Annotated in this window: 19 protein-coding genes; 6 read left to right on the forward strand and 13 right to left on the reverse strand. The window is 72.8% G+C overall.

Annotated elements, in window-relative coordinates; all coding sequences use genetic code 11:
* Positions 1 to 27: 27 nt before the first annotated feature.
* The gene (locus OG494_RS05565) at positions 28 to 3,306 is read right to left on the reverse strand and encodes a glucodextranase DOMON-like domain-containing protein (RefSeq protein WP_328452590.1); all 3,279 of its coding nucleotides are present in this window, start codon (positions 3,304 to 3,306) and stop codon (positions 28 to 30) included.
* 125 nt (positions 3,307 to 3,431) lie between these two features.
* Here OG494_RS05565 and OG494_RS05570 point away from each other — a divergent pair, with 125 nt between their 5' ends.
* Positions 3,432 to 3,842, forward strand: a complete 411-nt coding sequence (locus OG494_RS05570) for an ATP-binding protein (RefSeq protein ID WP_328452592.1) — start codon at positions 3,432 to 3,434, stop codon at positions 3,840 to 3,842.
* 15 nt (positions 3,843 to 3,857) lie between these two features.
* Here the strand turns inward: OG494_RS05570 and OG494_RS05575 are convergent, their stop codons facing one another.
* The 6 genes from OG494_RS05575 to OG494_RS05600 form a co-directional block, all read right to left on the reverse strand.
* A complete protein-coding gene (locus tag OG494_RS05575) occupies positions 3,858 to 4,589 on the reverse strand; it encodes a GAF and ANTAR domain-containing protein (protein WP_328452594.1) in 732 nt (243 codons plus the stop codon).
* A gap of 256 nt (positions 4,590 to 4,845) precedes the next feature.
* The gene (locus tag OG494_RS05580) at positions 4,846 to 5,148 is read right to left on the reverse strand and encodes an STAS domain-containing protein (RefSeq protein WP_328452596.1); all 303 of its coding nucleotides are present in this window, start codon (positions 5,146 to 5,148) and stop codon (positions 4,846 to 4,848) included.
* Positions 5,145 to 9,233, reverse strand: a complete 4,089-nt coding sequence (locus OG494_RS05585; protein ID WP_328452598.1) for a SpoIIE family protein phosphatase — start codon at positions 9,231 to 9,233, stop codon at positions 5,145 to 5,147. Before OG494_RS05585 ends, OG494_RS05580 begins: the two co-directional genes overlap by 4 nt.
* 69 nt (positions 9,234 to 9,302) lie before the next feature.
* Positions 9,303 to 9,734 carry an ATP-binding protein gene (locus tag OG494_RS05590; RefSeq protein WP_328452600.1) on the reverse strand — a complete coding sequence of 144 codons (432 nt, stop codon included), beginning with the start codon at positions 9,732 to 9,734 and terminating at the stop codon, positions 9,303 to 9,305.
* Positions 9,731 to 11,308 carry a PP2C family protein-serine/threonine phosphatase gene (locus tag OG494_RS05595; protein WP_328452602.1) on the reverse strand — a complete coding sequence of 526 codons (1,578 nt, stop codon included), beginning with the start codon at positions 11,306 to 11,308 and terminating at the stop codon, positions 9,731 to 9,733. Before OG494_RS05595 ends, OG494_RS05590 begins: the two co-directional genes overlap by 4 nt.
* Entirely contained in the window at positions 11,308 to 11,661 is a 354-nt protein-coding gene (locus OG494_RS05600) for an STAS domain-containing protein (RefSeq protein ID WP_328452603.1), read from the reverse strand. The genes OG494_RS05595 and OG494_RS05600 overlap by 1 nt, the downstream gene beginning before the upstream one ends.
* A 235-nt stretch (positions 11,662 to 11,896) precedes the next feature.
* Here OG494_RS05600 and OG494_RS05605 point away from each other — a divergent pair, with 235 nt between their 5' ends.
* The gene (locus OG494_RS05605; RefSeq protein ID WP_328452604.1) at positions 11,897 to 12,211 is read left to right on the forward strand and encodes an STAS domain-containing protein; all 315 of its coding nucleotides are present in this window, start codon (positions 11,897 to 11,899) and stop codon (positions 12,209 to 12,211) included.
* A 6-nt stretch (positions 12,212 to 12,217) separates the two neighbouring features.
* Here OG494_RS05605 and OG494_RS05610 read toward each other — a convergent pair whose 3' ends face one another.
* Complete coding sequence (locus OG494_RS05610) at positions 12,218 to 13,453, reverse strand: PP2C family protein-serine/threonine phosphatase (protein ID WP_328452606.1); 1,236 nt, start codon at positions 13,451 to 13,453, stop codon at positions 12,218 to 12,220.
* Positions 13,454 to 13,534: 81 nt separating this feature from the next.
* Between OG494_RS05610 and OG494_RS05615 the strand changes: the two genes are divergently transcribed.
* The gene (locus OG494_RS05615) at positions 13,535 to 14,197 is read left to right on the forward strand and encodes a histidine phosphatase family protein (RefSeq protein ID WP_328452608.1); all 663 of its coding nucleotides are present in this window, start codon (positions 13,535 to 13,537) and stop codon (positions 14,195 to 14,197) included.
* Positions 14,198 to 14,261: 64 nt separating this feature from the next.
* On the opposite strand, the gene OG494_RS05620 is transcribed toward OG494_RS05615, so the two are convergent.
* From OG494_RS05620 to OG494_RS05630, 3 genes are all read right to left on the reverse strand, one after another.
* Positions 14,262 to 14,981, reverse strand: coding sequence for an SDR family oxidoreductase (locus tag OG494_RS05620; protein ID WP_328452610.1), 720 nt, complete (start codon positions 14,979 to 14,981; stop codon positions 14,262 to 14,264).
* A 66-nt stretch (positions 14,982 to 15,047) separates the two neighbouring features.
* Positions 15,048 to 15,902 (reverse strand): helix-turn-helix transcriptional regulator, encoded by an 855-nt coding sequence (locus OG494_RS05625; protein WP_328452612.1) that lies wholly within the window; start codon positions 15,900 to 15,902, stop codon positions 15,048 to 15,050.
* Between the two features lie 54 nt (positions 15,903 to 15,956).
* On the reverse strand, positions 15,957 to 17,540 hold the full coding sequence (locus OG494_RS05630) for an alkaline phosphatase D family protein (RefSeq protein WP_328452614.1): 1,584 nt from the start codon (positions 17,538 to 17,540) through the stop codon (positions 15,957 to 15,959).
* A 152-nt stretch (positions 17,541 to 17,692) separates the two neighbouring features.
* Here OG494_RS05630 and OG494_RS05635 point away from each other — a divergent pair, with 152 nt between their 5' ends.
* Positions 17,693 to 19,921 (forward strand): extracellular catalytic domain type 1 short-chain-length polyhydroxyalkanoate depolymerase, encoded by a 2,229-nt coding sequence (locus OG494_RS05635; RefSeq protein WP_328452616.1) that lies wholly within the window; start codon positions 17,693 to 17,695, stop codon positions 19,919 to 19,921.
* Here OG494_RS05635 and OG494_RS05640 read toward each other — a convergent pair.
* Both OG494_RS05640 and OG494_RS05645 read right to left on the reverse strand, forming a co-directional pair.
* A complete protein-coding gene (locus OG494_RS05640) occupies positions 19,918 to 20,421 on the reverse strand; it encodes a methylated-DNA--[protein]-cysteine S-methyltransferase (RefSeq protein ID WP_328452619.1) in 504 nt (167 codons plus the stop codon). The two genes, OG494_RS05635 and OG494_RS05640, sit on opposite strands and share 4 nt — an antisense overlap.
* A 17-nt stretch (positions 20,422 to 20,438) precedes the next feature.
* The gene (locus OG494_RS05645) at positions 20,439 to 21,347 is read right to left on the reverse strand and encodes a glycoside hydrolase family 16 protein (RefSeq protein ID WP_328452621.1); all 909 of its coding nucleotides are present in this window, start codon (positions 21,345 to 21,347) and stop codon (positions 20,439 to 20,441) included.
* A gap of 340 nt (positions 21,348 to 21,687) precedes the next feature.
* Here OG494_RS05645 and OG494_RS05650 point away from each other — a divergent pair, with 340 nt between their 5' ends.
* Both OG494_RS05650 and OG494_RS05655 read left to right on the forward strand, forming a co-directional pair.
* Entirely contained in the window at positions 21,688 to 22,863 is a 1,176-nt protein-coding gene (locus OG494_RS05650; RefSeq protein ID WP_328452623.1) for a glycoside hydrolase family 64 protein, read from the forward strand.
* A 42-nt stretch (positions 22,864 to 22,905) separates the two neighbouring features.
* The gene (locus OG494_RS05655; RefSeq protein WP_247053679.1) at positions 22,906 to 23,118 is read left to right on the forward strand and encodes a hypothetical protein; all 213 of its coding nucleotides are present in this window, start codon (positions 22,906 to 22,908) and stop codon (positions 23,116 to 23,118) included.
* The last annotated feature ends 26 nt before the right edge of the window (positions 23,119 to 23,144 follow it).

Consider the following 23,144-nt stretch of genomic DNA (forward strand, 5'->3'; position numbering starts at 1 on the left):
GGAGCCGGCCGTGTCAGCCGGCGGGGATCAGCCCACGGGCACGCCGCGCACCGTGACCGGCCCGCGGGTCGGGTCCAGCTCGGCCGCCTGGTCGACTCCTGCCGGAGTCAAGACGTCCAGGGCCTTCGGGGCCGTGGCCGGGTCGGCGCCGCACACCGGGGCCGTTCCGCCCGCCGCGCAGAGGCCGAAGGTGTACTGCCCCGCTGTCGGGGTGAAGGGCCTCGCCTGGTCGGCGGAGTTGCCGTCCTGGCCGGTGAGGACCACCGCGAACGTCCAGCCCGCGGCCGGGCTGCCGAAAGCCGGCTTGGCCACGCTGACCGTGATGTACCTCGTCGCCTGCGAGGCCTGGACCGACGGTGTCGCCAGCGTGGCGCCCGAGGCGTCGACGAGTGCCGGGTCGGCGAAGCCCTGGACCTCGATGCGACGGCTCCACGCGTCGGCCGGCGCGATCGTGTACGCCCGGCTGGGGAACGGTGCCGCGGTCGAGGTCGTCGTCGCGGCCGGGTCGTGGGCGTAGATCGTCAGCAGCTGGGCGCCCAAGGGCGAGCCGAACGTCGGCGAGAGGTCGCGGACCTGGGCGCGGAACACCAGGGTGGTGCCCGAGTCGATGACCTGGAAGCGCTGGAGGTCGAACGCGCCCGCGTGGAAGTCCGTCGCGGTCGGGTAGGTGAACGCGCCCGGGCCGTTGTCGTCGCCGTCCGGGTCGGTCTTGTCCAGCAGGACGGTGCCCGTGACGAAGTCCGAGCTGATCGTCCGCAGCGCGTAGCCCGTACCGGCACCCGTGGCTGTCGCGGTGACGACGTTCGCGCCCAGCGGGGTCGGCACCGTCGCGGAGTACGTTCCCGCCGCGGAGGCCCGTACGGACAGCACCGTGGTCGTGCCGGCGTCGGTGGCCGAGACGGCCAGGTCGACCCGGCTGCCCGCCGGCGCCGTACCGGTCACCGCGGCGGTCGACGTCGATACCGAGGCCGGCGCGTCCAGGGTGACCGCCAGAGCCGCCGGTGGTGCGTGCGTGACGTAGCGGGCGCGGACGTCCGCCGGCTGCTCGGGCAGCTTGCCGTCCGCCACCGCGCGGGCCAGGCGCACCGACTGGGACTGCGCCCAGCTCAGCGGCGCGACCGAGCCGACCGACTGCCCGGGTGTGAACCCGATCGAGGCGGTGCGCGGATCCGTGCCGTACGGCGACGCCGGCACCGCCGGGTTCTCCCAGATCTGCTCGGGGATCAGGCCGGTCCCGCCGGTCTGGGCCCGCATCGCGCGCAGCAACGCGGCCGCGCCGGCCCGGTCGCCGGTCTGCACGGCCTGCTCGCCGCGTTCACCGGCGAGCACCGGCCAGAGGTGCCCGGACCCGGTGTTGGTCGTCGGCCACGGGGTGCCGGTCGGGGCGCAGTTCGTCGGGTCGGGCTCGTAGCAGTCGCCGTAGCCGTCCTCGCTGCCCGGCGCCGACGTGCCGTAGCGGTACCAGCCCGGACCGGCCGGGGTGTCCCGCTTGATCACGCGGTCGACCACGCCGAGCGACGCCGTGACGTCGGGGTCGTTCGCCGGGAGCACGCCGAGGCGGGTCAGCTCGAGGAACCCGGCGTCGACGACCGCGCGCTGGTCGGCGTCCACCGAACCGTTGCCCAGGTTGTAGAAGTACTCCGAGTTCGGGTCGCCGTTCTTCGTCAGCCGCAGGAAGTACCGGCCGCCGTACGGGCCGGTGGACGTCACGGTCCAGCCCTTGATGCTGCGCTGGAAGTGGTCGGCGGTCGCCCGGTAGACGCGGGCGCGCGCCGGGTCGCCGTTGTGGTCGGCGATCACACCCGCCGCGACCAGCCCGGCGATCTCCGCGGCGATCGTCGAGGGGGAGTAGCCGCCCTGTTCCTCCCAGCGCTCCGAGCCGAACGACGGCCCGTGCGCGACGACGAAGTCGGCGGCCCCGCGGATGTGATCGGTGTAGAGCGTCCGGTCGCGGTCCAGCCCGGCCTGCAGGGCCATCAGGATCGGGTACGCGCTTTCGTCGAGCTGGTCACCGCCGGAGTCCGGCGCTTTCCTGCCGTTGAGCAGGGAGTTGCGCGGGAACCGGCCGTCCGGTTGCTGCTGGCGGGAGAACAGCCACCGCACGCTCGCCCGCGCCGTGTCGCGATCGCCGGCCGCGAGCAGGCCGGAGAAGCTTTCGTAGAGGTCGCGGGCGAAGATCTCGCGGTAGGAGCCGAAGTAGACCGGTTTGCCGCCGGGCGCGTCGCCCGCCGACACCGCCTGGCCCCAGGGACTGCCGAGCGACGCCACCACCGCGCCCGGGAAAGTCTTGTCCTCACTGGCTTTCAGGACGTTGGCCGACTGGTAGTAGGCAGTGGTGTCTTCGGAATCCTTGCCGCGCAACGGGGTCAGCCCATTGTCGTAGTTCTGCCAGCCACGCGCGTAGTCGCGGTAGCTCTGGTCGAACGGCGTGCGCAGGCTCGCCCCGGCCGTCGCGACGGCGGCCCGCGCGTCCGTGCCGAAGCCCAGCGCCAGCACGGCCGGTCGGCGCGGGGTCAGGTCCAGCTGCGCGGTCTGCACCACGTTGCCGTTCACCGCCGTCGACGTCGGATCGGTGAGCCGGTGCGCGCGGTCCAGCTGGGCCAGTCCGTCACCGGCGGTGCCGGCGAAAGCACTGCCGGTGCTCAGGAACCGGCGGTCGGCGCGCAGCGCGGCGGCCAGCGGCGTGCCGTAGTCGCGGGCGGGGGCGCTGGAGACGGTGTTCGTGTCCGCGCTGACCAGGGCGCTCGTCGCCGCGTCGACCGTGGCGGTGTCCCCGCCGCCGTTGGCCGGGCCGCCACCGCCGTTGCCGTTGATGCTCGCGTCGAACCGCACGTAGACCTTCAGGTCCCGGCCGGAGTCGCGCAGCGGCTCGAGGCGGGTGCGGATCAGCACGCCGGTGCGCGCGGGATCGGCCAGGTACTCGGTGACCAGCCGGTACTTCCCGCTGCGCGGGGTCGACGTCACCTCGCAGGCCATCCCGCCCGCGCTGGTCCGGACCGTGTAGGTCATGTCGCGCGCCTGCAGGTCGGTGAAGCTGCGGCCGTCGGTGACGGCGAACTGCAGCGTCTCGACGTTCGTGTTGTCGATCACCGGCGCGTAGACGTCGGAGAGCACGCCGTTCGCGACGGTGAACCACGCCTTGCTGGTGGTGTTCCGCGCGGTGCCCAGGCAGTCCTTGCGGGCCAGGCCGAAGTGCGAGACGGCGCCCGGCCCCGGATCGGGCGCCGCGGTGGCCACTTGAGCAGGCAGGAGGGTGGCGGCGGCCAGCACCGCGCACAGCACCACGGACGACGTCGACCGAGTCATCCGCACATCGGATCACGCCCGTTCGCGGCGCGCCAGGGCCGAACGGCCGCCCGGGCGGTGTGAACCGTTGATTGAGAACCCGGACGGGTGGGTAGGAAACCCACAGTCCCCCCGAGGAGGTGAATGTGGAAGAGCACGGATCGGACGGATGGAACTACCGCGGCACGATTTCGCCGCGCACGTTGCCGGGTCTGCGCCGCCATCTCATGTCGTGGCTGCGGCGACGGGCCGGCGAGGAGGTGGGCCGGCAGGCCGACGAGATCGTCCTCGCTTGCTGGGAGGCGATGGCCAACGTGCTGGACCACGCCTACGGGGGCCGGCCCGGCGAGATCGAGGTCCGGGCGCGGATCGACGACCGGGTCCTGATCGTCACGATCGCCGACCGGGGCAGCTGGCAGGCCCTCGAGGAGCGGGCCGGCCGCGGCCGCGGGCTGCGCCTGATCCAGGCGCTGGTGGACGGGCTCGACCTGCGCTCGACCGACGACGGCACGGTCATGACGCTGACCTGGCCGTTCCCGGTCCGCCGCAGCGCCTGACCGGACGCCGCGGCGTCAGCCCGGAGTGCCGCCGTCGGACAGTTCGGCGACGAACCGGGTCGCGATGTCCCGCAGCTTGACGTTCGTGCGCTGGGACTCCGTGATGAGGCGTTTCATGGCTTCGTCGGCGGAGATCCGGTGCACGGCCATCAGGATGCCCTTGGCCTGCTCGATCACCGCCCGCGATCTCATCGCGGCCTCGAGCTCGGTGGCCCGCTGCCGGGCCTGGTGGTAGCGCCGCGTGGTGCGCAGCCCGAACGTGACGATCGTGGTGTAGAGCTTCAGCAGCTGGGAGTCGGTCTCGGCGAACCCGTGGTCGCCGAAGCCGAAGAGGTTGAGCGCGCCGCCGAGGTGCTCGTCGACCCGCAGCGGCGCGGCGAGGTAGCTGCCGACGCCGACGCCCCCGGCGTACTCGGTGAACTCCGGCCAGACCCGCCCGGCCGTGGCGAGCGGCACCCGGACGATCTCGCCGGACGAGGCCGCCTGCAGGCACGGGCCCTCGCCCGCCGCGTACTGGACGTGGTCGATGTCGACGGCGCGGTCGTCGGTGGCGGCCGCGGTCGTCGGCTCGCCGTCACGGATCGCGGTGATGCTGGCCATGTCGGCGCCCGGGATGGCCCGGATGGCCTCCGCGCAGACGGCCTGAAGTATCTCTTCGGCGGATTCGGTCTCCAAAGCCCCCGTGAGGTCCGCCATGGCGGCGGTCAGCTCGTCGAGGTCCTCGGCGGGAATCGGCGCACCGGTCACTGCTCAACTCCGTCCGGGCCGCTGCGGTCAGGTCTCGAACCGCTGCTGCATCAACGGAACGGCGAAACCCTACCCGCGCCCGTCGCGTCCTCCGCAACACTGGGCCCGGTACGGCGGTGGCACCGGCCCGGGCTCGCTGCTGAACACCGTGGGTTGGCTGCCAGAAGCCACCTAGCGACCGCCGGCAGCGCAACCCACCCTCCAGCCGTCGCTGCCCCTCGCGTACCCAACGGGGCCGGATCCCAATCCCGGCGGCTCAGCGGATCGTGACCTCCGCGACGCGGGTGAGCCCCGACACCTGCAGCACCCGCCCGAGCAGGCGCGGGGCCACCAGCCGCAGGTCGTGGGATTGCGCCCGGTCGAACAGCACCGCGACGCCGGCGCTGTCGAGGTAGGTCACCCCGGTGAGGTCCACGGTGACATCGCCGCCCTCGGCCAGTTCGCGGTCCAGCGCCGAGCCGAACGCCGCGGCGTTGCTCATGTCGATCTCGCCGGTCGCGGTCAGGGTCCGGTCTCCTTCCCCGTCCGGACCGGGGACCAGGGTGAGTGCGGTCGTCACGTACCGATTCTCCATTCCAGGGTGACGGTGGTGCCCTCAGAGGCGCGCCGGACGGTGACCGCGTCGGCCAGCGCTTCCATCATCGGCACGCCGCGCCCGCGCAGCACGTGGTTGTCCGGCGGCGGCTGTTTCCAGCGGCCGCGGTCGGTGATCGTCACGACCAGCCGCGCGCCGGTGAGGCTCGCGGACAGGTGCGCGTTCGCGCCGCCGCCGGACACGTAGGCGTGTTCGACGGCGTTCGCGCAGGCCTCGCCCGCCGCGACCAGGACGTCCTGGGCGAGGTCCGGGTCGAGCTCCGCGTCGGCCAGCCAGGCCCGTAGCCAGTGCCGGGTCGAGGCGAGGCTGTCCGGGTGCGCCGCGAACTCCATCGTCAGCGGCGGCACCGTCCGGCGGTAGAGCAGCAGCGCGACGTCGTCCTCGTAACCGCCGGCCGGCCGCAGCGAGGTCATCAGCGTGCTCGCCAGGTCAGCGAGCTCGGCGTCGTGCGCGCGGTGGGCGACGCCGGTCGCGCGGTCGATGCCGTCGTCCAGCGACTCGCGGCGGCGTTCGACGAGCCCGTCGGTGTAGAGCATCAGCAGCGAGCCGACGGGGACGACCGCCGTCGCTTCCGGCCGGGTGCCGGGGACGCGGACCGCGAGCGGGACGCTGCCGCCCGCGTCGAGGGACTCGGCCGTGCCGTCCGGGTGGATCAGCGTCGCGGGCGGGTGCCCGGCGCTGCTGTAGGTGAGGCTGCCGGTGGCGGGGTCGAGGACGCCGCAGAAAACGGTGGTGCACAAGGCGTCCGGCACCTGGCGGGCGAAGCGGTCCAGCGCGGTCAGGGTGTGCGACGGGCTGTTGGCTTCGAGCAGCAACGCGCGGCAGGCGCTGCGCAGCTGGCCCATCACGGCCGCCGCGGCCAGGCCCCGGCCGACGCAGTCGCCGACGACGATGCCGATGCGGTCGCCGTCGAGGGTGATCACGTCGTACCAGTCGCCGCCGACTTCCAGGGGCGGGTTCGCCGGCTCGTAGCGCACCGCGAACCCGTCGGGAAGCCGGGCGGGACCGAGGATCGAGCGTTGCAGGGCGAGGGCGACCTCGCGCTGGCGGTCGTCGCGGTGCGCGCGGCGCAGGGCGTGCGCGAGGGTGCCGGCGAGCAGCGCCAGCAGCGTCTGGTCCTCGGTGCCCAGCGGCCGCCCGGCCGCGGGTTCCACCCAGAGCGTCAGCTGCCCGTCCGGGTGATCGAGGGTGGTGCCGACGGCCGGGCCGGCCGGCTCCGCGTGCAACGCGGGCAGCGAGCGGATCCGGTCGAGCGTCGCGCGCACCGGCGCGGCGAGGCCGGTCCACCGCCGGTCGCCGGGGTCGGTGGAGACCAGCTCCGGCTCGCCGGCGCGCGGCCAGGTGACGGCGAGCACACGGTCGGCCTGCCACAGGTCGCGCAGCAGGTCCACGGCGGCGCGGAGCACGTCCGGGACGCCGCTTTCACCGGCGAGGCGCTGGTTCATCGCCGCGAGCGCGCTTTCCCGCTGGACGGCGTAGCGCTCGGCGGTGACGTCGCGGATCGTGCCGACGAGCCGGCGGCGGCCTTCGTCGTCCTTCAGCTCGTTGTAGGCGGTCGCGGCCCACACCCGGTGGCCGTCGCGGTGCCGCATCGGCAGCACGAAGCTGCCGGCGGGCTGGGCCTTGGTCCGGGCGAGGGCGTCGAGGACCTGCCGGTGTCCCTCGGGATCCGTGTCCGCGGCGGGCAGCCAGGGGAACGGCTGGGTGTAGGGCAGGCCGTCCGCGCCGTAGCCCAGCAGCTCGGTGAACGCGCTGTTGATCTCCACGATCCGCCCGTCGGCGTCGCCGACGAAGAAGCCTTCCTGCAGCGAGTCGATCATCGCCGCGCGCCACCGCGTGTGCTGCGTCCGCAGCCGGGCCAGCCGGATCGTGGTGCGCACCCGGGCGAGCAGTTCCCGTGCGGAGAACGGCTTCACGAGGTAGTCGTCGGCGCCGGCGGCCAGCCCGTCGACCGCGGCCTCGTGCCCGGCCCGCGCCGAGAGCAGCAGCACCGGGACGGCGGCCGCGCGCGGGTCGCCGCGCAGTCCGGCCAGCAGCGCCAGGCCGTCCAGCCGGGGCATCATGACGTCGCTGATGATCAGGTCCGGCGGGTCGGCGGACGCGGCCGCGAGGGCCTCGGCGCCGTCGCGCACCGACGTCACGGCGTACTCGTCGCGCAGCAGCCGGGTGAGGTAGTCGCGCATGTCGGTGTTGTCGTCGGCGACCAGCACGCGCGCTCCGGTGAGCCCGGACGGGACGACCTCGGCCGCCGGGTCGTCGCCCGGTCCCGGCAGCCAGCGCAGGGTTTCGGCCGCGAACGGCTCGACGGCCTCCGCGGCGATCCCGCCCGGCGTGGGCCCGGCCGCGACCTGCTCGGCGGGCAGGTGCCCGGTGCCCAGCGGCAGCCGGATCCGGAACGTCGTGCCGGCGCCGGGCGCGCTGTCCGCGGTGATGTCGCCGCCGTGCATGCCGACCAGCTCGCGCACCAGCGCCAGCCCGATCCCGCTGCCTTCGGTGGAGCGCGCCCGCGCGGACGGGATGCGGTGGAACCGCTCGAACAGCCGGGGCAGCTCGCCGGCGGCGATGCCGATGCCCGTGTCGGTCACGGTGACCACGGCGTGCTCGCCGTCCCGGCCGGTCCGCACCCGGATCGTGCCGTCGAAGGTGTACTTGACCGCGTTGGACAGCAGGTTGAGGACGACCTTCTCCCACATCCCGCGGTCCACGTGCACCGGCTCGCCGAGCGGCGGGCAGTCCACTTCGAACGCCAGCCCGGCCCGCTCGACGGCGGCGCGGAACACACTCGCCAGCTCCGCGGTGAACTCCGCGAGGTCGACCGGCTCGAAGCGCGCCTGCATCCGGCCCGCCTCGATCCGGGAGAAGTCGAGCAGGGCGGTCACCAGCCGCCCGAGACGCAGGGCGTTGCGGTGGATGGTGTCGACCTCTTCGCGCACGTCCGCGCCGGCGTCGGCGAGCGCCTCCCGCAGCTCGGCCGCCGGCCCCAGGATCAGCGTGAGCGGGGTGCGGAACTCGTGGCTGATGTTGGAGAAGAACGTCGTCTTCGCGACGTCCAGCGCGGCCAGCTCCTCGGCGCGCCGCTGCTGGACCTGGTAGGCGACCGCGCCGTTGACCAGGGCCGCGGTCTGCTGGGCGACCAGCCCGAGGAACGTCCGGTACGACTCGTCGACGGCGTGCCCGGCGCTCGCCGCGACCACGATCACCCCGGTGGCCGGGCGGCCCGCGTCCCCGGGCAGCGGCAGGACCAGGGCTTCGGCGGGCGGGGCGGACCAGCCGCCCGAGGGCAGTTCGCCGAACTTCCCGGTCAGGCCGGACACGGTCCGCGGGACGCCGTCGGCGAGCACTTCCGCCAGCGGCCAGCCGGCCGCGTCCCCGGAACCGCCGGGGGTGACGGCGGCGAGCGTGAGGTCGCCGGTGCCCGGGCGGCGGACGTGGATCGCGGCGTACGGGACGTCGGCCCCGGCGCGGCCCAGCACGTCGGTCACCAGCTCGCAGGCTTCGGTGACGGTGCGGGCGATCCCGGCCCGCGCGCCCAGCTCGCGCAGCGCGGCGAGCCGGCGCTCGCCGATCACGCGCTCGGTGCTGTCGGTGCAGGCGGTGAACACCGCTTGCACCGACCCGTTGTCGTCGTGCAGCGGGCTGTAGGAGTACGTCCAGTACGTCTCTTCCCAGTAGCCGTGCCGGTTGATCGGCAGCAGCATGTCCTCGGACCAGGTCGCCTCGCCGGTCGCCATCACCCCGGCCAGCATCGGCCCGATGATGTGCCAGATCTCCGACCAGACCCGCTCACCCGGCTTGTCGAGCGCCGGGTGCTTGGTGCCGAGCAGCGGCAGGTAGGCGTCGTTGTAGAGGAACCGCAGGTCCGGGCCCCACCAGACGATCATCGGGAAGCGGGAGGTCAGGCAGATCCGTACCGCTGTCGTCAGGCTCGGCGGCCAGTCCTGCGGCGGGCCCAGCGGCGAGGACGCCCAGTCGAACTCCCGCATCCGCGTCGCCATCCGGCTGGTCCCGGGGATGACGGCACCGGGGCCGGACTCGTCAGCGGCGGTCATCTCTCTCCCGGATCTGGGCTCCGGGAAAGCCTACCCGGGCCCCGCGGGCCACGCTGGTCCGCGCCGGGCTCAGCCCGCCGCGCCCGCGTCCTCCAGCCAGGTCATCGTGATCGTGGTGCCGTCGTCGCGGTGGACCTGGGCGCACTGGTCGGTGAGGCTGTCGATGAGCAGCAGCCCGCGGCCCCGCAACCCGTTGGTGGGCACCGGCGCGCGCCAGTTGCCGTAGTCGGTGACGGTGACGATCAGCCGCTCCGCCAGCGCCTCGGCCCGGACGTCGACGTACCCGGCTTCCTGGTCGCGGTAGGCGTGTTCGGCCGAGTTGGCCATCGCTTCGTAACCGGCGAGGACGACGTCCTCCACGCGTTCGGCGCCGATACCGAGGGCGCGCACCCATTCGGCGAGGGCTTCGCGCAGTTCCGGCAGGCGCTCGGCGAGCGCGACCGTGCGGCGGTGGAACAAGGTCGGGGAGGGGGGCGCGCCCGGGGTGGCGGGGTCCGTCATGGGCGGTCCTCTCCGCGGTGACGCACGTGGATCAGCGCGATGTCGTCGTCGTGGCGCCCGTGCGTGAGCTCCTCGACGAGGGCGTCCCACGCCGCGTCGAGGTCGGGCGCGGCCAGCAGCGCCGGGATACCCGCCAGCAGCCATTCGATGCCCAGGGCGAGGTCGCGGGTGCGGCTCTCGACCAGCCCGTCGGTGTAGAGCACCAGCTCGGCGCCCCGCGGGAAGGTGGTGGTGCGCTCGGGGAACGCCGAGCCGACGCCCAGCGGCTGCGCCAGCGCCTCGCCGATCTGCTCGGCCGGGGCGCCGGGCCGGAGCAGGATCGCCGGCAGGTGCCCGGCGTTCGCGAAGGTCAGCGTGCCGTCGGGGTGGTGGACCGCGTAGAAGCAGGTGACGAAGCTCCCGCCGAACAGCCCGGCGGTCAGCTCGGAGACGTTGCGCAGTACCGCCGACGGCGCCAGCTCCAGCTGGGCGTAGCACCGGATCGCCGTCCGGACCTGGCCCATCACGGTCGCGGCGGTGACGCCGTGGCCGACGACGTCGCCGATGACGAACGCGGTCGCGCCGGACGGGAGCCGGATCACGTCGAACCAGTCGCCGCCGATCTTCGTCCCGGTGGCCGCGGGCAGGTAGCGGGTGAGCACGTCGAGGCCGGGGATGTCCGGGGTGACCGGCAGCATGCTGCGGGACAGCTCGGTGACGAGGGTGCGCTCGCGTTCGTAGAGCCGGGCGTTGTCCAGTGCGATGGCCGCGTAGCCGGCGATGCCTTCGGCGAGGTACTCGTGCCGCTCGGTGAACCGGGCGGAGCCGGGGTGGCCGAAGAAGAACCCGCCGAGCACCTCCCCGGTGGTCGGGCTGATCGCCGACACCGCCAGGTAGCTGCGCACGGGCAGGTGCCCTTCGGGCATTCCGTGGTAGGGCGCGTTCTTCCCGAACCGCGCGTCCGCGGTGATGTCGGGGCTGCGGACGGTACCGGTGCCGTCGAAGGTCGGGCCGAACACCGCGGTGTTGCGCGGCATCGGGAACTTCGCGAACGCCTCCCGCGGCACCCCCGAGAGCGTGTAGAGCGTGTAGGACTCGCCGACGTCGTTGATCAGGTTGTAGAAGAACGCGCCGAAGTCCGCGCCGGTCGCCTTGGTGGCGGCGTCGGTCGCGTCCTGCACGATCCGGCCGAGGTCCAGCTGGGCGGTCAGCTGCCGGCCGACCGAGTGCAGCGCGTCGATCACCGCCGCGTCGCCCTGCAGCCGCAGCACGGTGTCCGCGAGGTCCGCGGTGGCGGTCCGGACCGCGTCGGCGACGGCCTGGGGCAGGCCCCCGACGTCGGCGGCGGTGTAGACCAGGGTGCCGCCGTCGTGGCCGCCGGTGACCGCGACCGCGGCGGTGACCGCCCGGCCCGGCAGCAGGCCCGCCAGGACCGCGGGCTCGGTCACGGCCGCGGTGACGCCGCCGTCCAGCAGCGCGCGGCTCTCGGCCGGGGCCAGCGGCCGCAGCTCGGTGCCGACCGGTTCGCCCGCCCCGTCGACGAAGGCCCGGCGCACGGCGTCGAGTACGGCGTCGAACCGGGACGGCGGCGGCATCAGGGACTCAGCGCGTCGGTCAGCGACGGGTAGATCGCGAGCTCGTCGGTCAGCCGGGTCAGCTCCAGCGGCCGCAGGGTGATCCGGTCGTTCGCGACCACCCGCAGCGGGGCGGCCCCGGAGTCGCCGCGGTGCGCCCGCACGAGCTCGGCCATCCCCGCCGAAGCCAGGAAGGTGACGCCGGTCAGGTCGATGACCAGCACCTCCGGTCCCTGCCGGGAGGCGCGGTCGGCGAACTGCCGCAGCTTCGGCGCGAGTGCGAGGTCCAGGGCGCCGCTCACACGGAGCACCGCCGCGCCGTCGCGGTGCTCCAGGACGACGGTGCCCGCGGTGTCCGCGTCCGTTTCGGCCATGGTCACATCCTGCCTGTTCGCGGGCACGCCGCAAACCCACCGGGGTACTGACACGGCGGAAGTGCCGGACGACGGGCATGATTGGTCCCGGTTGAGCAGACAGCCTTCGTGATCAAGCGCGCCCGCCGGACGTCCCGGCGGCGGCGCCGAAGGCGGGAGAGACACGATGACCGAGAACACCCACACTGAGGGCTCTCCGGCCGCTGTGCCATTCGGGGCGTTCAGGATCGCCCGAATGGAGCAGGACGGCGCGGTGGTGCTCGAGGTCGCCGGGGACGTGGACACCACCACGGCGCCCGCGTTGGTCCAAGCCGCCGACGAAGCACTCGCCGCGGCACCGAGACTGCTCGTGGTGGACCTGAGCAAGGTCGAGTTCCTGGCCTCGCCGGGGCTGACCGCGTTGCTGATGATCCACCGCAACTCCGCCTCGGGCACCACCGTGCGGATCGTCGCGACCGGCCGCGCGACCCTGCGGCCGATCCAGCTCACCGGCCTTGAAGACAGCCTGTCGCTGTTCCCGACCCGGGAGGCGGCGCTCGCGGAGTCCTGAGCCGGCTCAGTCGTCGACGACGTCGGTCCCGTCGGTGGCGTGGCGGTGGACCACGAGCAGGGCGACGTCGTCCTGCGCCGGCCGGGAGCCGATCATCGTGGCCATCACCCGGGCGCAGACGCGCTCGGGCTCTCCGGCCCGCACGGTGGCCGCGAGCTCGGTCATGCCGGTGTCCACCGCCCGGTCCCGGCGTTCGACGAGACCGTCGGTGTAGAGCACGAGCACCCCGCCCGGCGGCAGCGGGACGACGGTGGTGCGCCGGTCGGGGTGCCCGATGGTCAGGCCGATCGGCGGGTCGGCGGGCGCCGTCACGAGCTCGCCCGGTCCGCCCGGCAACGCCAGCACCGGCGGCAGGTGCCCGGCCAGCGACAGCGTCATCGACTCCCGCCTCGGATCGATGATCCCGTAGGCGACGGTGGCCATCGCGCCGTGTTCGAAGTGGTTGGCCTTGCGGTCGAGCTTGCCGAGCGTCTCGGCCGGGTCGTCGCAGTCGAGGGCGTAGGCGCGCAGGGCGCTGCGCAGCCGGCCCATGATCACGGCCGCCTCGAGACCGTGCCCGGAGACGTCGCCCATCACGACGCCGACCCGGTCGCCCGGCAGCGGGAACAGGTCGTACCAGTCGCCGCCGAGGCCGGCCTCCGCGCCGGGCACGTACCGGGCGGCGAAGCCGAGGCCGGACACCTCCGGCAGCCGGTCCGGCAGCAGGCTGCGCTGCAACGCCATGGTGGCGGTGCGGTTCTCCTCCAGCGCTTCCACCTGGATCGCCATGGCGAGGCGGTCGGCGAGCAGCTGCAGGGTGGCGACCTCGGCCTCGGTGAAGCGCCGCGGCGCGACCGAGCCGATGTGGAGCACGCCGACCAGCTCGGTGCTGGTGGTCATCGGCACGCCGAGCATGGCGTGCAGGCCGCGTTCCCACAGCAGCGAGTTGACGACGGTGGTCTCGTCCACCTTGTCGAGGGCGACGGGGACGCCGTCTTGGGCCACCCGCCCGGCGAACCCGGTGCCGACCGCCACGCGCACGCCCTGGTGGACCTCTTCCTCGATGCCCGCGGCCGCGATCGCCACGAGCTGCTGCCCGCCCGCCTGGTACCGGAGCACGGTCGCGGTGTCGACCTTGAGGACGTCGCGGACGCGGTCGAGGGTCGCGGTGAGCAGCTCGGTCAGGCCGAGGTGGCCGGCGGGGGCGCCGATGATCGTCTCCAGCAGCTGCAGCCGGTCCTGGGCGTCGAGACTCCGCGACATGGACCGACCCTAGCCGGACGTCGTTGGCACGCCCAACGATCCCGGGTTTCGCCGGTGGGTCCCCGGGGGTACCAGCCGCGCGTGGAGGTCGACCTGGAGTGGGTGGGCGTGCTGCGCCACGGCGAGAGCACGGGGAACGTGGCCCGCGAGACCGCCGAAGCGGCGGGCGCGGACGTGATCGACATCGCCGAGCGTGACGCCGACGTGCCGCTGACCGCGCTGGGACGGGAGCAGGCCGCGGCGGCGGGGGAGCTCCTCGCCGGGCACCCGCCGGACGTCGTGGTCACCTCGACCTACCGCCGCGCGTGGGACACCGCTCGCCTGGCGGCGCCGGCCGGGGTGGCGATCGTGCCCGACGAGCGGCTGCGCGACCGCGAGCTCGGCGTCCTGGACCTGCTGACCTCGCGCGGCGTCCGGGAGCGGTGGCCGGACGAGGCCCGGCGCAAGCGGCGGCTCGGCCGGTTCTACTACCGGCCCCCGGGCGGCGAGTCCTGGGCGGACGTCGTGCTGCGGGTGCGCGCCCTGCTCGCGGAGCTGAGCGCGGAGCGGCCGGGCGCGCGGGTCCTGCTGAGCGCGCACGAGATGACGGTGTTCGCCCTCCGGTACCTGCTGGAGGGAGTGCCGGAGCCCGACCTCATGCGCGCGGCCGCCACCACGGCGGTCCCCAACGGCTCGCTGACGACCTGGGAACGCGCCCGCGACGGCGGCTTCACGATGGTGCTGGTGCCGACCACCCGGCGGTGAGCACGCCGACCCCTGCCTCCGCTCTGCCTCGGGGGGCGGCAGGGGTTCGATCACCGCCCCCGCCCTAACGCTGGGCCGTCGGCCGGACCACGAGCTCGTTGACGTCGACGCCGTCCGGCTGCCCGATGGCGTAGGAGATCGCGCCGGCGATGGCGTCCGGCGGCATGGCGTTCGCGCGGTAGGCGACCATCGCCTCCTTCGCACCCGGGTCGGTGATCGTGTCGGCCAGCTCGGACTCCACGACGCCCGGCGAGATCGTCGTGACGCGCAGGCTCGGGTCCGACTCCAGGCGCAGGCCTTCGGTGATCGCCTTGGCCGCGTACTTCGTGGCGCAGTAGACCGCCGCTGTCGGCACCACCTCGTACGCGCCCGTCGAGGCGATCGTCACGAAGTGGCCGCCGCCTTGCCGCTTGAAGTGCGGCAGGGTCGCGGCGATCCCGTTGAGCAGGCCGCGGACGTTGACCTCGAGCATCCGGTCCCACTCCTCGACGTGCAGGGAATCCAAGCGGGACAACGGCATCACGCCGGCGTTGGCGACGAACACGTCGATCCGGCCGTGGTCCCGCACCGCCGCGTCGGCGAACGCGGCGACGTCGGCGCGGTCGGTGACGTCCAGGCTGTGCACGTCGGCGAGGCCGCCCGCCGCCCGGATCTGCGCGGCGAGCGTGTCGAGGCGGTCCTTCCGCCGGGCGCCGAGCACGACGTGGTGGCCTTCGGCGGCCAGCCGCACGGCGGTGGCGTGGCCGATGCCGCTGCTGGCACCCGTGATGAGGACGATCTTCATGAAGCTTTCCTTTCCGTGGAAAAGTTTTCGGGCAGCACGAAACAGGCTGTCCAGGGTGGATTTCACTCAGTGGCGGACGTTTTCCGGTGTGTCCGCGGTTTCGGCGGCGGTCAGGCTGCCCAGCAGGGACAGCGCCGCGGCCGACGGGCTGCCCGGCTCCGCCTGGTAGACGACCAGCTGCTGCCCGGGCGCGCTGTTCACCGTCAGAGCTTCGTAGCTCAGCGTCAGGTCGCCGACCAGCCGGTGGTGGAACCGCTTGGTCCCGTGGGTCTTCTGCCGGATGACGTGGCGCGCCCACAGCTTGCGGAACGCCTCGCTCTTGACCGACAGCTCGCCGACGGTCTCGACCAGCCGCGGGTCGTCGGGGTCGAGGCCGGCGGCCAGCCGGAGGCTGCCGACGGTGCTGAGCGCGACCTGGTCCCACTCCGGGTAGAACTCGCGGGCGTCCGGGTCGAGGAACACCAGCCGGACCAGGTCGCCGCTGTGGGTGTGACCGTCGAACAGGGCCTCGCCCAGCGGGTTGTGCGCCAGCACGGTCAGGCACCGGCCGAGCACCACCGCGGGGGTGTCCGGCGAGCCCGCCAGCAGGCGCGCCAGGTTCGGGCTGACCTGCTCCCGCCGCCGGGCCCGGCGGCGGGCCGGCGCGGCCGGGCGGGCCAGCCGGTGCAGGTGCGCGGCGGCGTCGCCGTCGAGCACCAGCGCCCGGGCCAGCGCGTCGAGCACCTGCGCCGACGGGTGCCGTTCCCGGCCCTGCTCCAGCCGCACGTAGTAGTCGGTGCTGACGCCCGCCAGCAGCGCGACCTCTTCCCGGCGCAGGCCCGCGACGCGTCGCCCGCTGCCGCCGGGCATCCCCAGCTCGTCCGGGCTGACCTGGGCACGGCGCGCCCTGAGGAACTCCCCGAGCACGTTTTCGCTGGTCATGATCCGAGGCTAACCCGGATCAGGCGGGAGTGACTGGCCGCGCCGCACCCACCCTCAGGTGAGGCGGATCGACGACCCCTCGACGAGCCCGTCGTCCGACGACCGCTGCATCGTCGCCCACGCGGTGCGCCCGTCGACGTCCAGCGTCATCACGGCGTTGCCGAAGTGCGGCCCCGAGACGCAGCTCCACGTCAGGTCCGTGGGCCGGACGCCGGAGCGGCGCGCGAGCCACCCCGTCAGCCCGGTCAGCCGCCGGGACCAGCCGAGCCGGAACACGCGGTTCATGTACCAGGGCACCGTGTTGTGCATCGGCGAGCAGGTGAGCTGGTGCACCGGCGCGGCCGTCTCGTGCGGGTACCGGGCCCGCGCGACGTAGGCGTGGTGGACGTCGCCGGAGAGCACGTTGACCGAAGCCGCGCCGTCGTCGGCGACCCGGGCGATGAGCTTCGCGAGCCGGTCGAACGAGTCGCGGAACGCCGGCCAGTGCTCGAGGTCGGCGAACTGCCGGAACCACTCGGCGGCCTTGCCGCGCACGCCCGGCCGGGTGCACGCGCGTTCGTTGACCGACTGCGCGTAGGACAGCGCGGTGGGCAGCAGCCACGGCAGCGACGTGCCGATCAGCAGGTGGTCGACGTCGCCGCCGGCCTGTTCCTCGATCCAGCGGAACTCCTCCTCACCGATCATCGAGCGCACGCCCCCTTCGAGGATGCGCCCGGCCCGCGAGTCGATCACGAGCAGCCGGACCGGCCCGAAGTCGCGCCGGTAGGACCAGCGCGTGCCCTTGGCGCCGTCGGCCTCCCGGTCGGCGTGGTCGGCGAATGTCCGCAGCAGCTCCGCGTTGTCCGTCCCGGACGTGGAGACCTGCTGGAAGACCTTGTCGCCGGCGAGCTCGTCCGGACCGAGGTTGCCCAGGTGCTGGTAGATCCAGTACGACACCAGCGCGCCCCGGATCCGCTCCGACCACCACGACGTGGCGGCCATCTCCGCCCGCCAGGCCTGCGAGGTGTTCCAGTCGTCGCGGACGTCGTGGTCGTCGAAGATCATCGACGTCGGCAGCGTCGAGAGCAGCCAGCGCACGGCCGGGTCGGACCAGGCCTCGGAGTAGAGGTGGCAGTACTCCTCGAAGTCGGCGACCTCGGTGCCCGGCGGCTGCGAGGTGTCGCGGCGGCCGGCGAGCCACTTCTGCGTGTCGTCGGTGGTTTCGTCGGCGTAGACCTGGTCGCCGAGCAGCACCAGCGACTCCGGCCACTCCTCCTCGGCGAGCGAGGCCATCCGGCGGGCGTACGCGGCCAGCGCGTCCTTCCCGAGGGCGTCCTGCTCCCGCGGCTTGCGGCAGGAACCGAACACCAGCCGGAACCGGGGATCGCCGGGGGCGAGGGTGCGGATCCGGCTGGGCGGCAGGTCGCCGCCGGGCTCGGGCCAGACGACGTCGCCGTCGAGCCGCACCTCGTACGGCGTGCTCTTCGCCGGTTCGAGGCCGGTGAGCACGACCAGCGCGTAGTGGTGGCCGGAGACCTCGAACGTGCGGGCCGAGGCGTCACCGACGCCGACCTCGCACGGCCCGTCCGTCTCGACCCAGATCGTCGCCGACGTGGCGTCGACGTGCCGGAGGAGGGGGCCCAGTAGCAGCGCGGTCATCGGATGATCCTCCCAGAACCGCGCCACCTCGGCCGATCGGCTCCGGCGCGGAGTCGAAAGGTTCCGAAACGTGGCGATAGTCGTTGACCGGTCCCGGGTGGCGACGAACGATCGAGAGCGCTGCGCGCCCCGCCCCCGGAAAGGAATCCCGAGTGAGAAGACTCCTCACCGTCCTCCTGGCCGCCGTTCTGCCGGTGGTCGCCGCGGTCGTGCTGCTCGTCGCGCAGCCCGCGTCCGCGGCGTCGCTGACCCGCGTGACCGGTTTCGGAAACAACCCCAGCAACCTGAACATGTACACCTACGTCCCGGACCGGGTGGCGGCCAAGCCGGCGCTGCTGGTCGCGCTGCACTACTGCACCGGCTCGGCTTCGGCGGTCTTCAACGGCTACGCCCGCGACTACGTCACGGCGGCCGACCAGTACGGGTACGTCATCGTGTTCCCGGAGGCCACCCGCAGCGGGACCTGCTTCGACGTCTCCTCGCCGCAGGCGCTGACCCGCGGCGGCGGCAGCGACCCGGTCGGCATCCTGTCGATGGTCGACTACGCGAAGCAGCACTACAACGTCGATCCCGCCCGGGTCTTCGTCACCGGGTTCTCCTCGGGCGCGATGATGACGAACGTGCTCGCGGCGGAGTACCCGGACGTGTTCGCCGCCGGTTCGGCGTTCATGGGCGTGCCCGCCGGCTGCTTCGGCACCACCGACGGGTCGAGCTGGAACTCCCAGTGCGCGAACGGCCAGCTGACGAAGACCGCGCAGCAGTGGGGCGATCAGGCCCGGCAGATGAGCGGCGGGCGCAGCGGCCCGTTCCCCCGGATGCAGCTGTGGCACGGCACCGCCGACGACACCCTGCGCTACCCGAACTTCGGCGAAGAGGTCAAGCAGTGGACCAACCTCGCCGGGGTGAGCCAGACGGCGTCGACGACCGACCAGCCGCAGTCCGGCTGGACCCGCGCCCGCTACGGCGGCACCGGCGTCCAGGCGCCGGTCGAGGCGATCAGCGTCCAGGGGGCCGGGCACGTGCTGCCGCAGAGCGGCATGGTGGCCTACGCGATCGCGTTCCTCGGCCTGGACAGCGGCGGCACGACCACGCCGCCGCCGACCACGACGACCACGTCGGCCCCGCCCACCGGGACGACCTTGGGGGGCGCCGCGGCCCGGACCGGCCGGTACTTCGGCACCGCCGTCTCGGCGGGCAAGCTCTCGGACAGCGGCTACACCGGCATCCTGAGCCGTGAGTTCAGCATGATCACGCCCGAGAACGAGATGAAGATCGACGCGACCGAGCCGAACCAGGGCCAGTTCTCCTACGGCAACGCCGACCGGATCGTGGCCCAGGCTCGCAGTCAAGGCGCCCAGGTCCGCGGGCACACGCTGGCCTGGTACGGGCAGCAGCCCGGCTGGATGCAGGGCATGGAGGGCTCGTCGCTGCGCTCGGCGATGCTCAACCACGTCACGCAGGTCGCGACGCACTACCGCGGTCAGCTCTACTCGTGGGACGTGGTGAACGAGGCGTTCGCCGACGGCGGTTCCGGCGCCCGCCGCGACTCCAACCTGCAGCGCACCGGCAACGACTGGATCGAGGCGGCCTTCCGCGCCGCCCGGGCGGCCGATTCCGGCGCGAAGCTCTGCTACAACGACTACAACACCGACGACTGGAGCCAGGCGAAGACCCAGGCCGTGTACCGCATGGTGCAGGACTTCAAGAGCCGCGGCGTGCCGATCGACTGCGTCGGCTTCCAGTCGCACTTCAACAGCGCCAGCCCGGTGCCGTCGAACTACCGGACCACGCTGCAGAACTTCGCGAACCTCGGCGTGGACGTGCAGATCACCGAGCTGGACGTCGAAGGGTCGGGCACCGCGCAGGCGGACAACTTCCGCACGGTCACGAACGCCTGTCTCGCCGTGGCCCGGTGCAACGGCCTGACGGTGTGGGGCATCCGGGACACCGACTCCTGGCGCGCGTCGGCCACCCCGCTGCTGTTCGACGGCAGCGGGAACAAGAAGGCCGCCTACACCGCGGTCCTCGACGCGCTGAACGGCGGCACCACGACCACGCCGCCGCCCACCACGACGACCCCGCCGCCGACGACCACGACCCCGCCGCCGTCGGGCGGGTGCACCGGGACCTACACCAAGACGGCGGAGTGGAACGTCGGCTTCAACGGCCAGGTGAGCGTGACGGGCTCGAACACCTGGGTGCTCACGATCACCTTCCACGCACCGCAGAAGGTCATCGGCAGCTGGAACTACACCGGCACCTGGGACAGCACGGGCTATGTGCTGACCGCGAAGCCCAACGGCAGCGGCAACGTCATCGGGTTCACCGTCGAGCACGGCGGGAACCTGACGGCGCCGAGCGTCACCTGCACGACGGGCTAGAACAACCGGCCGACCTCGTCCGCGGGCGGCTCCTCCAGGCTCAGGAGGAACCGCTTGCGGGCGAGACCGCCGGCGTACCCGGTCAGGCTCCCGCTCGTGCCGACCACCCGGTGGCACGGCACGATGACGCTGATCGGGTTCCAGCCGTTGGCGTTGCCGACGGCCTGCGCGGCACCCGGGTCGCCCAGGGCGGCGGCCAGCTGCCCGTAGGTGCGGGTCTCGCCGAACGGGATCTTCGTCAGCAGGTCCCAGACCTGCTTTTCGAACGCGGAACCACGCGGCGCGAGCTCGAGGTCGAACTCGCGCCGCGTGCCCGCGAAGTACTCGCCCAGCTGTGCTTCCACGACCTCGAAGCCGGTCTCGGTGCGCGGTCCGAGGTCGGTCATGCGGGGCGTGCGCAGGTGGCCGTCGAAGTAGAGGCCCAGCAGGGCGCCGGCCGCGTCACCGACGAGGGTCAGTGGCCCGATGGGGGAGTCGATGACGGTGTGCCGGACGCTCATGGCGCCAGCTTATCGGCTCAGGAATCGCTGACCTTGACCGACAGCGAGTCGACGCTCATCTCGGCGCCCGGCGTGATGTCCGCACCCGGGGAGGTGCAGCCGCAGACCTTGTTCGGGTAGGAACCGCCGATCGCGACGTCGAAGATGACGAAGAACCCGTGGTCGACCGCGGTCTTCCAGGTCGCGTCGGACACCTGGTTCTGCTTCACCGAGTAGGTCTGGTTGCCGTCGAGGTAGAACCGGAGCTCTTCCGCGGCGGCGTCGCGGCGGTCCACCACGACCGAGTAGGAGTGGTAGCCGTCCTGGCAGCCGGGGCAGTCCTGCAGGTCGCTGGTGATGCCGTCCGGGTCGTGGCACTCACCCTGCCACTGTCCACAGTGGAAGGTGGTGGAGTGCTTGCTCAGCGCGTTGACGTCCTCCATGATGTCGAGCTCGCCGATGCTCGGCCAGTTCGTCGCGCCGACCGGCCGCGCGTCGCCGCCCATCGCCCAGAACGCCGGCCAGTAGCCGAGCCCGCCGGCCGGGGACGGCTGCTTGAGCGACGCGCTGATCTCCAGCTGCCCACCGGCCGGGGCGGCGAAGTCGGTCCGCTGCGTCTCGATCCGGCCGGAGGTCCAGTTTCCGGCGGCGTCGCGCAACGGCTTGATGGCGAGGTGGCCCGCGCCGTCGTGGTAGACGTTGTCGGTCGAGTCCGTGGCCGTCTCGAGCTCGCCGGTGCCCCAGGCGCCCGCGCCGCCCGGGTAGCCGGTTCCCTTGTCGTAGAGCCAGTCCTGGGTGTTCAGGCCGGTACCGGCCGCGCCGTCGAAGTCGTCCTGGAACACGGTGGTCCAGGTTTCCGCGGCGGACGTCGTCGCGGGGGCGAGGAAGGGCAGTGACAACGTTGCCATCGCGGCGGTCAGTCGCAGGAAACGCTTGCTGGGCTGCATGGGGTCCGCTTTCTCTGTGATGAAGCCGGAAAGGGGGTGCGTCCACCTGCGAGGCCGTCCACTGTCACCGACCGTTCGCGGGGAAGTCAAGGCCCCTGCCCGGAATTACCCGCGACCCGGTACCCGGGGGCAGTGACCGGCCGGGATTGGTTGAAAATTCCGTGTGCGGGGCATCGCGCGCCGGGTGCGAACGGTGGTCTAGACCTACCTTGGAGGGGTTGTCAGGCCCGGTGGGCGGCGGTCATAGTTTGTTGGCGTCCACAACGAATCTGCGAGCGCGGCCGGTGTCTCCATTATGGAGCACGCCGCGTGTTCTGGTAATCCTCAAAGTGGAGGAATCATGATCTCGCGCCGCTCGTTCCTGAGCCTGTCGGCGGCCACGCTCGCCACCGCCACCGTGCTGCCCCTGGCGGCCCGCACCGCGTCCGCGGCGACGCCCGCGACCTTCGGTCTCAAGCTGGTGAACAACTCCGGCTCCGGCACCGTGTACGCCTACGTGACCGGCACGACCCCGGACGGCCGGCTGGTCCTGCTGCGCGCCGACGGCTCGCCGTACTACCCGGACTCGCCCGGCGCCGCGCACACGCCGTTGCCGGAGGACTGTGCCATCCCGGTCGGTTCCGGGGCCCAGGTCGCCGTGCCGAAGATGGGCGGCGCGCGTATTTACGTCGTCACGGACGCGAAGCTGGACTTCTTCCTCGACCCGGGTCCGGCGCTGGTGCACCCGAGCTTCCTCAACACCGCCGACCCCAACTTCGGGAAGAACTGGTCGTTCAGCGAGTTCACGTTCAACGACGAGCAGCTGTTCGCCAACATCAGCTACGTCGACTTCGTCGGCATCCCGATGGGGCTCTCGCTCACGACGTCCGGCTCGGGCACGAAAACCGTCAACGGCCTGCCTTCGGGGTCGCTGGACGCGATCTCGTCGGAACTGACGGCGCTGGGCGGCAACTGGCCGGGGCTGGTGCAGACCGGCGGCGGCGGTAACCTGCGCGCGCTGTCGCCGCACCACCACGCCGACCGGTTCGGCGGGTACCTCGACGGCTACATCGACCAGGTCTGGCAGAAGTACGAGGGCACGGACCTCGTGGTGGACTCGCAGAACCCGGGCCTGGGCACGTTCACCGGCCGCGTCACCGGCGGCCAGCTGGTGTTCGGGGCCGAATCCTTCGCGAAGCCGGCCACCGCCGACGTCTGGAGCTGCGACAGCGGCCCGTTCGCCATCGCGGCCGGCGCGAGCGACGCGCGCAAGAGCATCATCCCGCGCCTGGCGGCGGCGCTGAACCGCACGACGTTGCTGGACAACGCGAACCAGCCGACGGCGGAGGACCCGGCGAAGTTCTACCAGGGCGACGTGACCAACCACTACGCCCGCATCGTCCACTCGAAACTGCCCGACAACCGGGGCTACGCGTTCCCGTACGACGACGTCAGCCCGGGCCCGGACTTCAGCGGCGCGGTGTTCGCCGGCGACCCGGACGTGCTGACGATCACGGTGGGAGCGACCCATGGTTGAGGCCGTTCAAAAACTGTCGGTGGTGGCGGTTAGCCTGATGGCATGAACACGGACGACGCGACGGTCCCGGCGGACCAGCTCACCAAGGGCCAGTGGTTCTGGCACGAGCCCGCCCCGGGGCTGCCCGCGTGGCAGCTACAGGTGACTTCGGCGGACATCCTGGAGGATTCCGTCGAGATCTTCACCACGGATGAGGAGCGCGAACTGGTTTCGTACCCGCGCAACCGCCTCGTGCGGCTGGCCAGCGCGGCCTGAGGTTCCCTGAAGCGCGGTGGGCCCGA

The sequence above is a fragment of the Amycolatopsis sp. NBC_00438 genome (assembly GCF_036026695.1).
Classification (GTDB): Bacteria; Actinomycetota; Actinomycetes; order Mycobacteriales; family Pseudonocardiaceae; genus Amycolatopsis.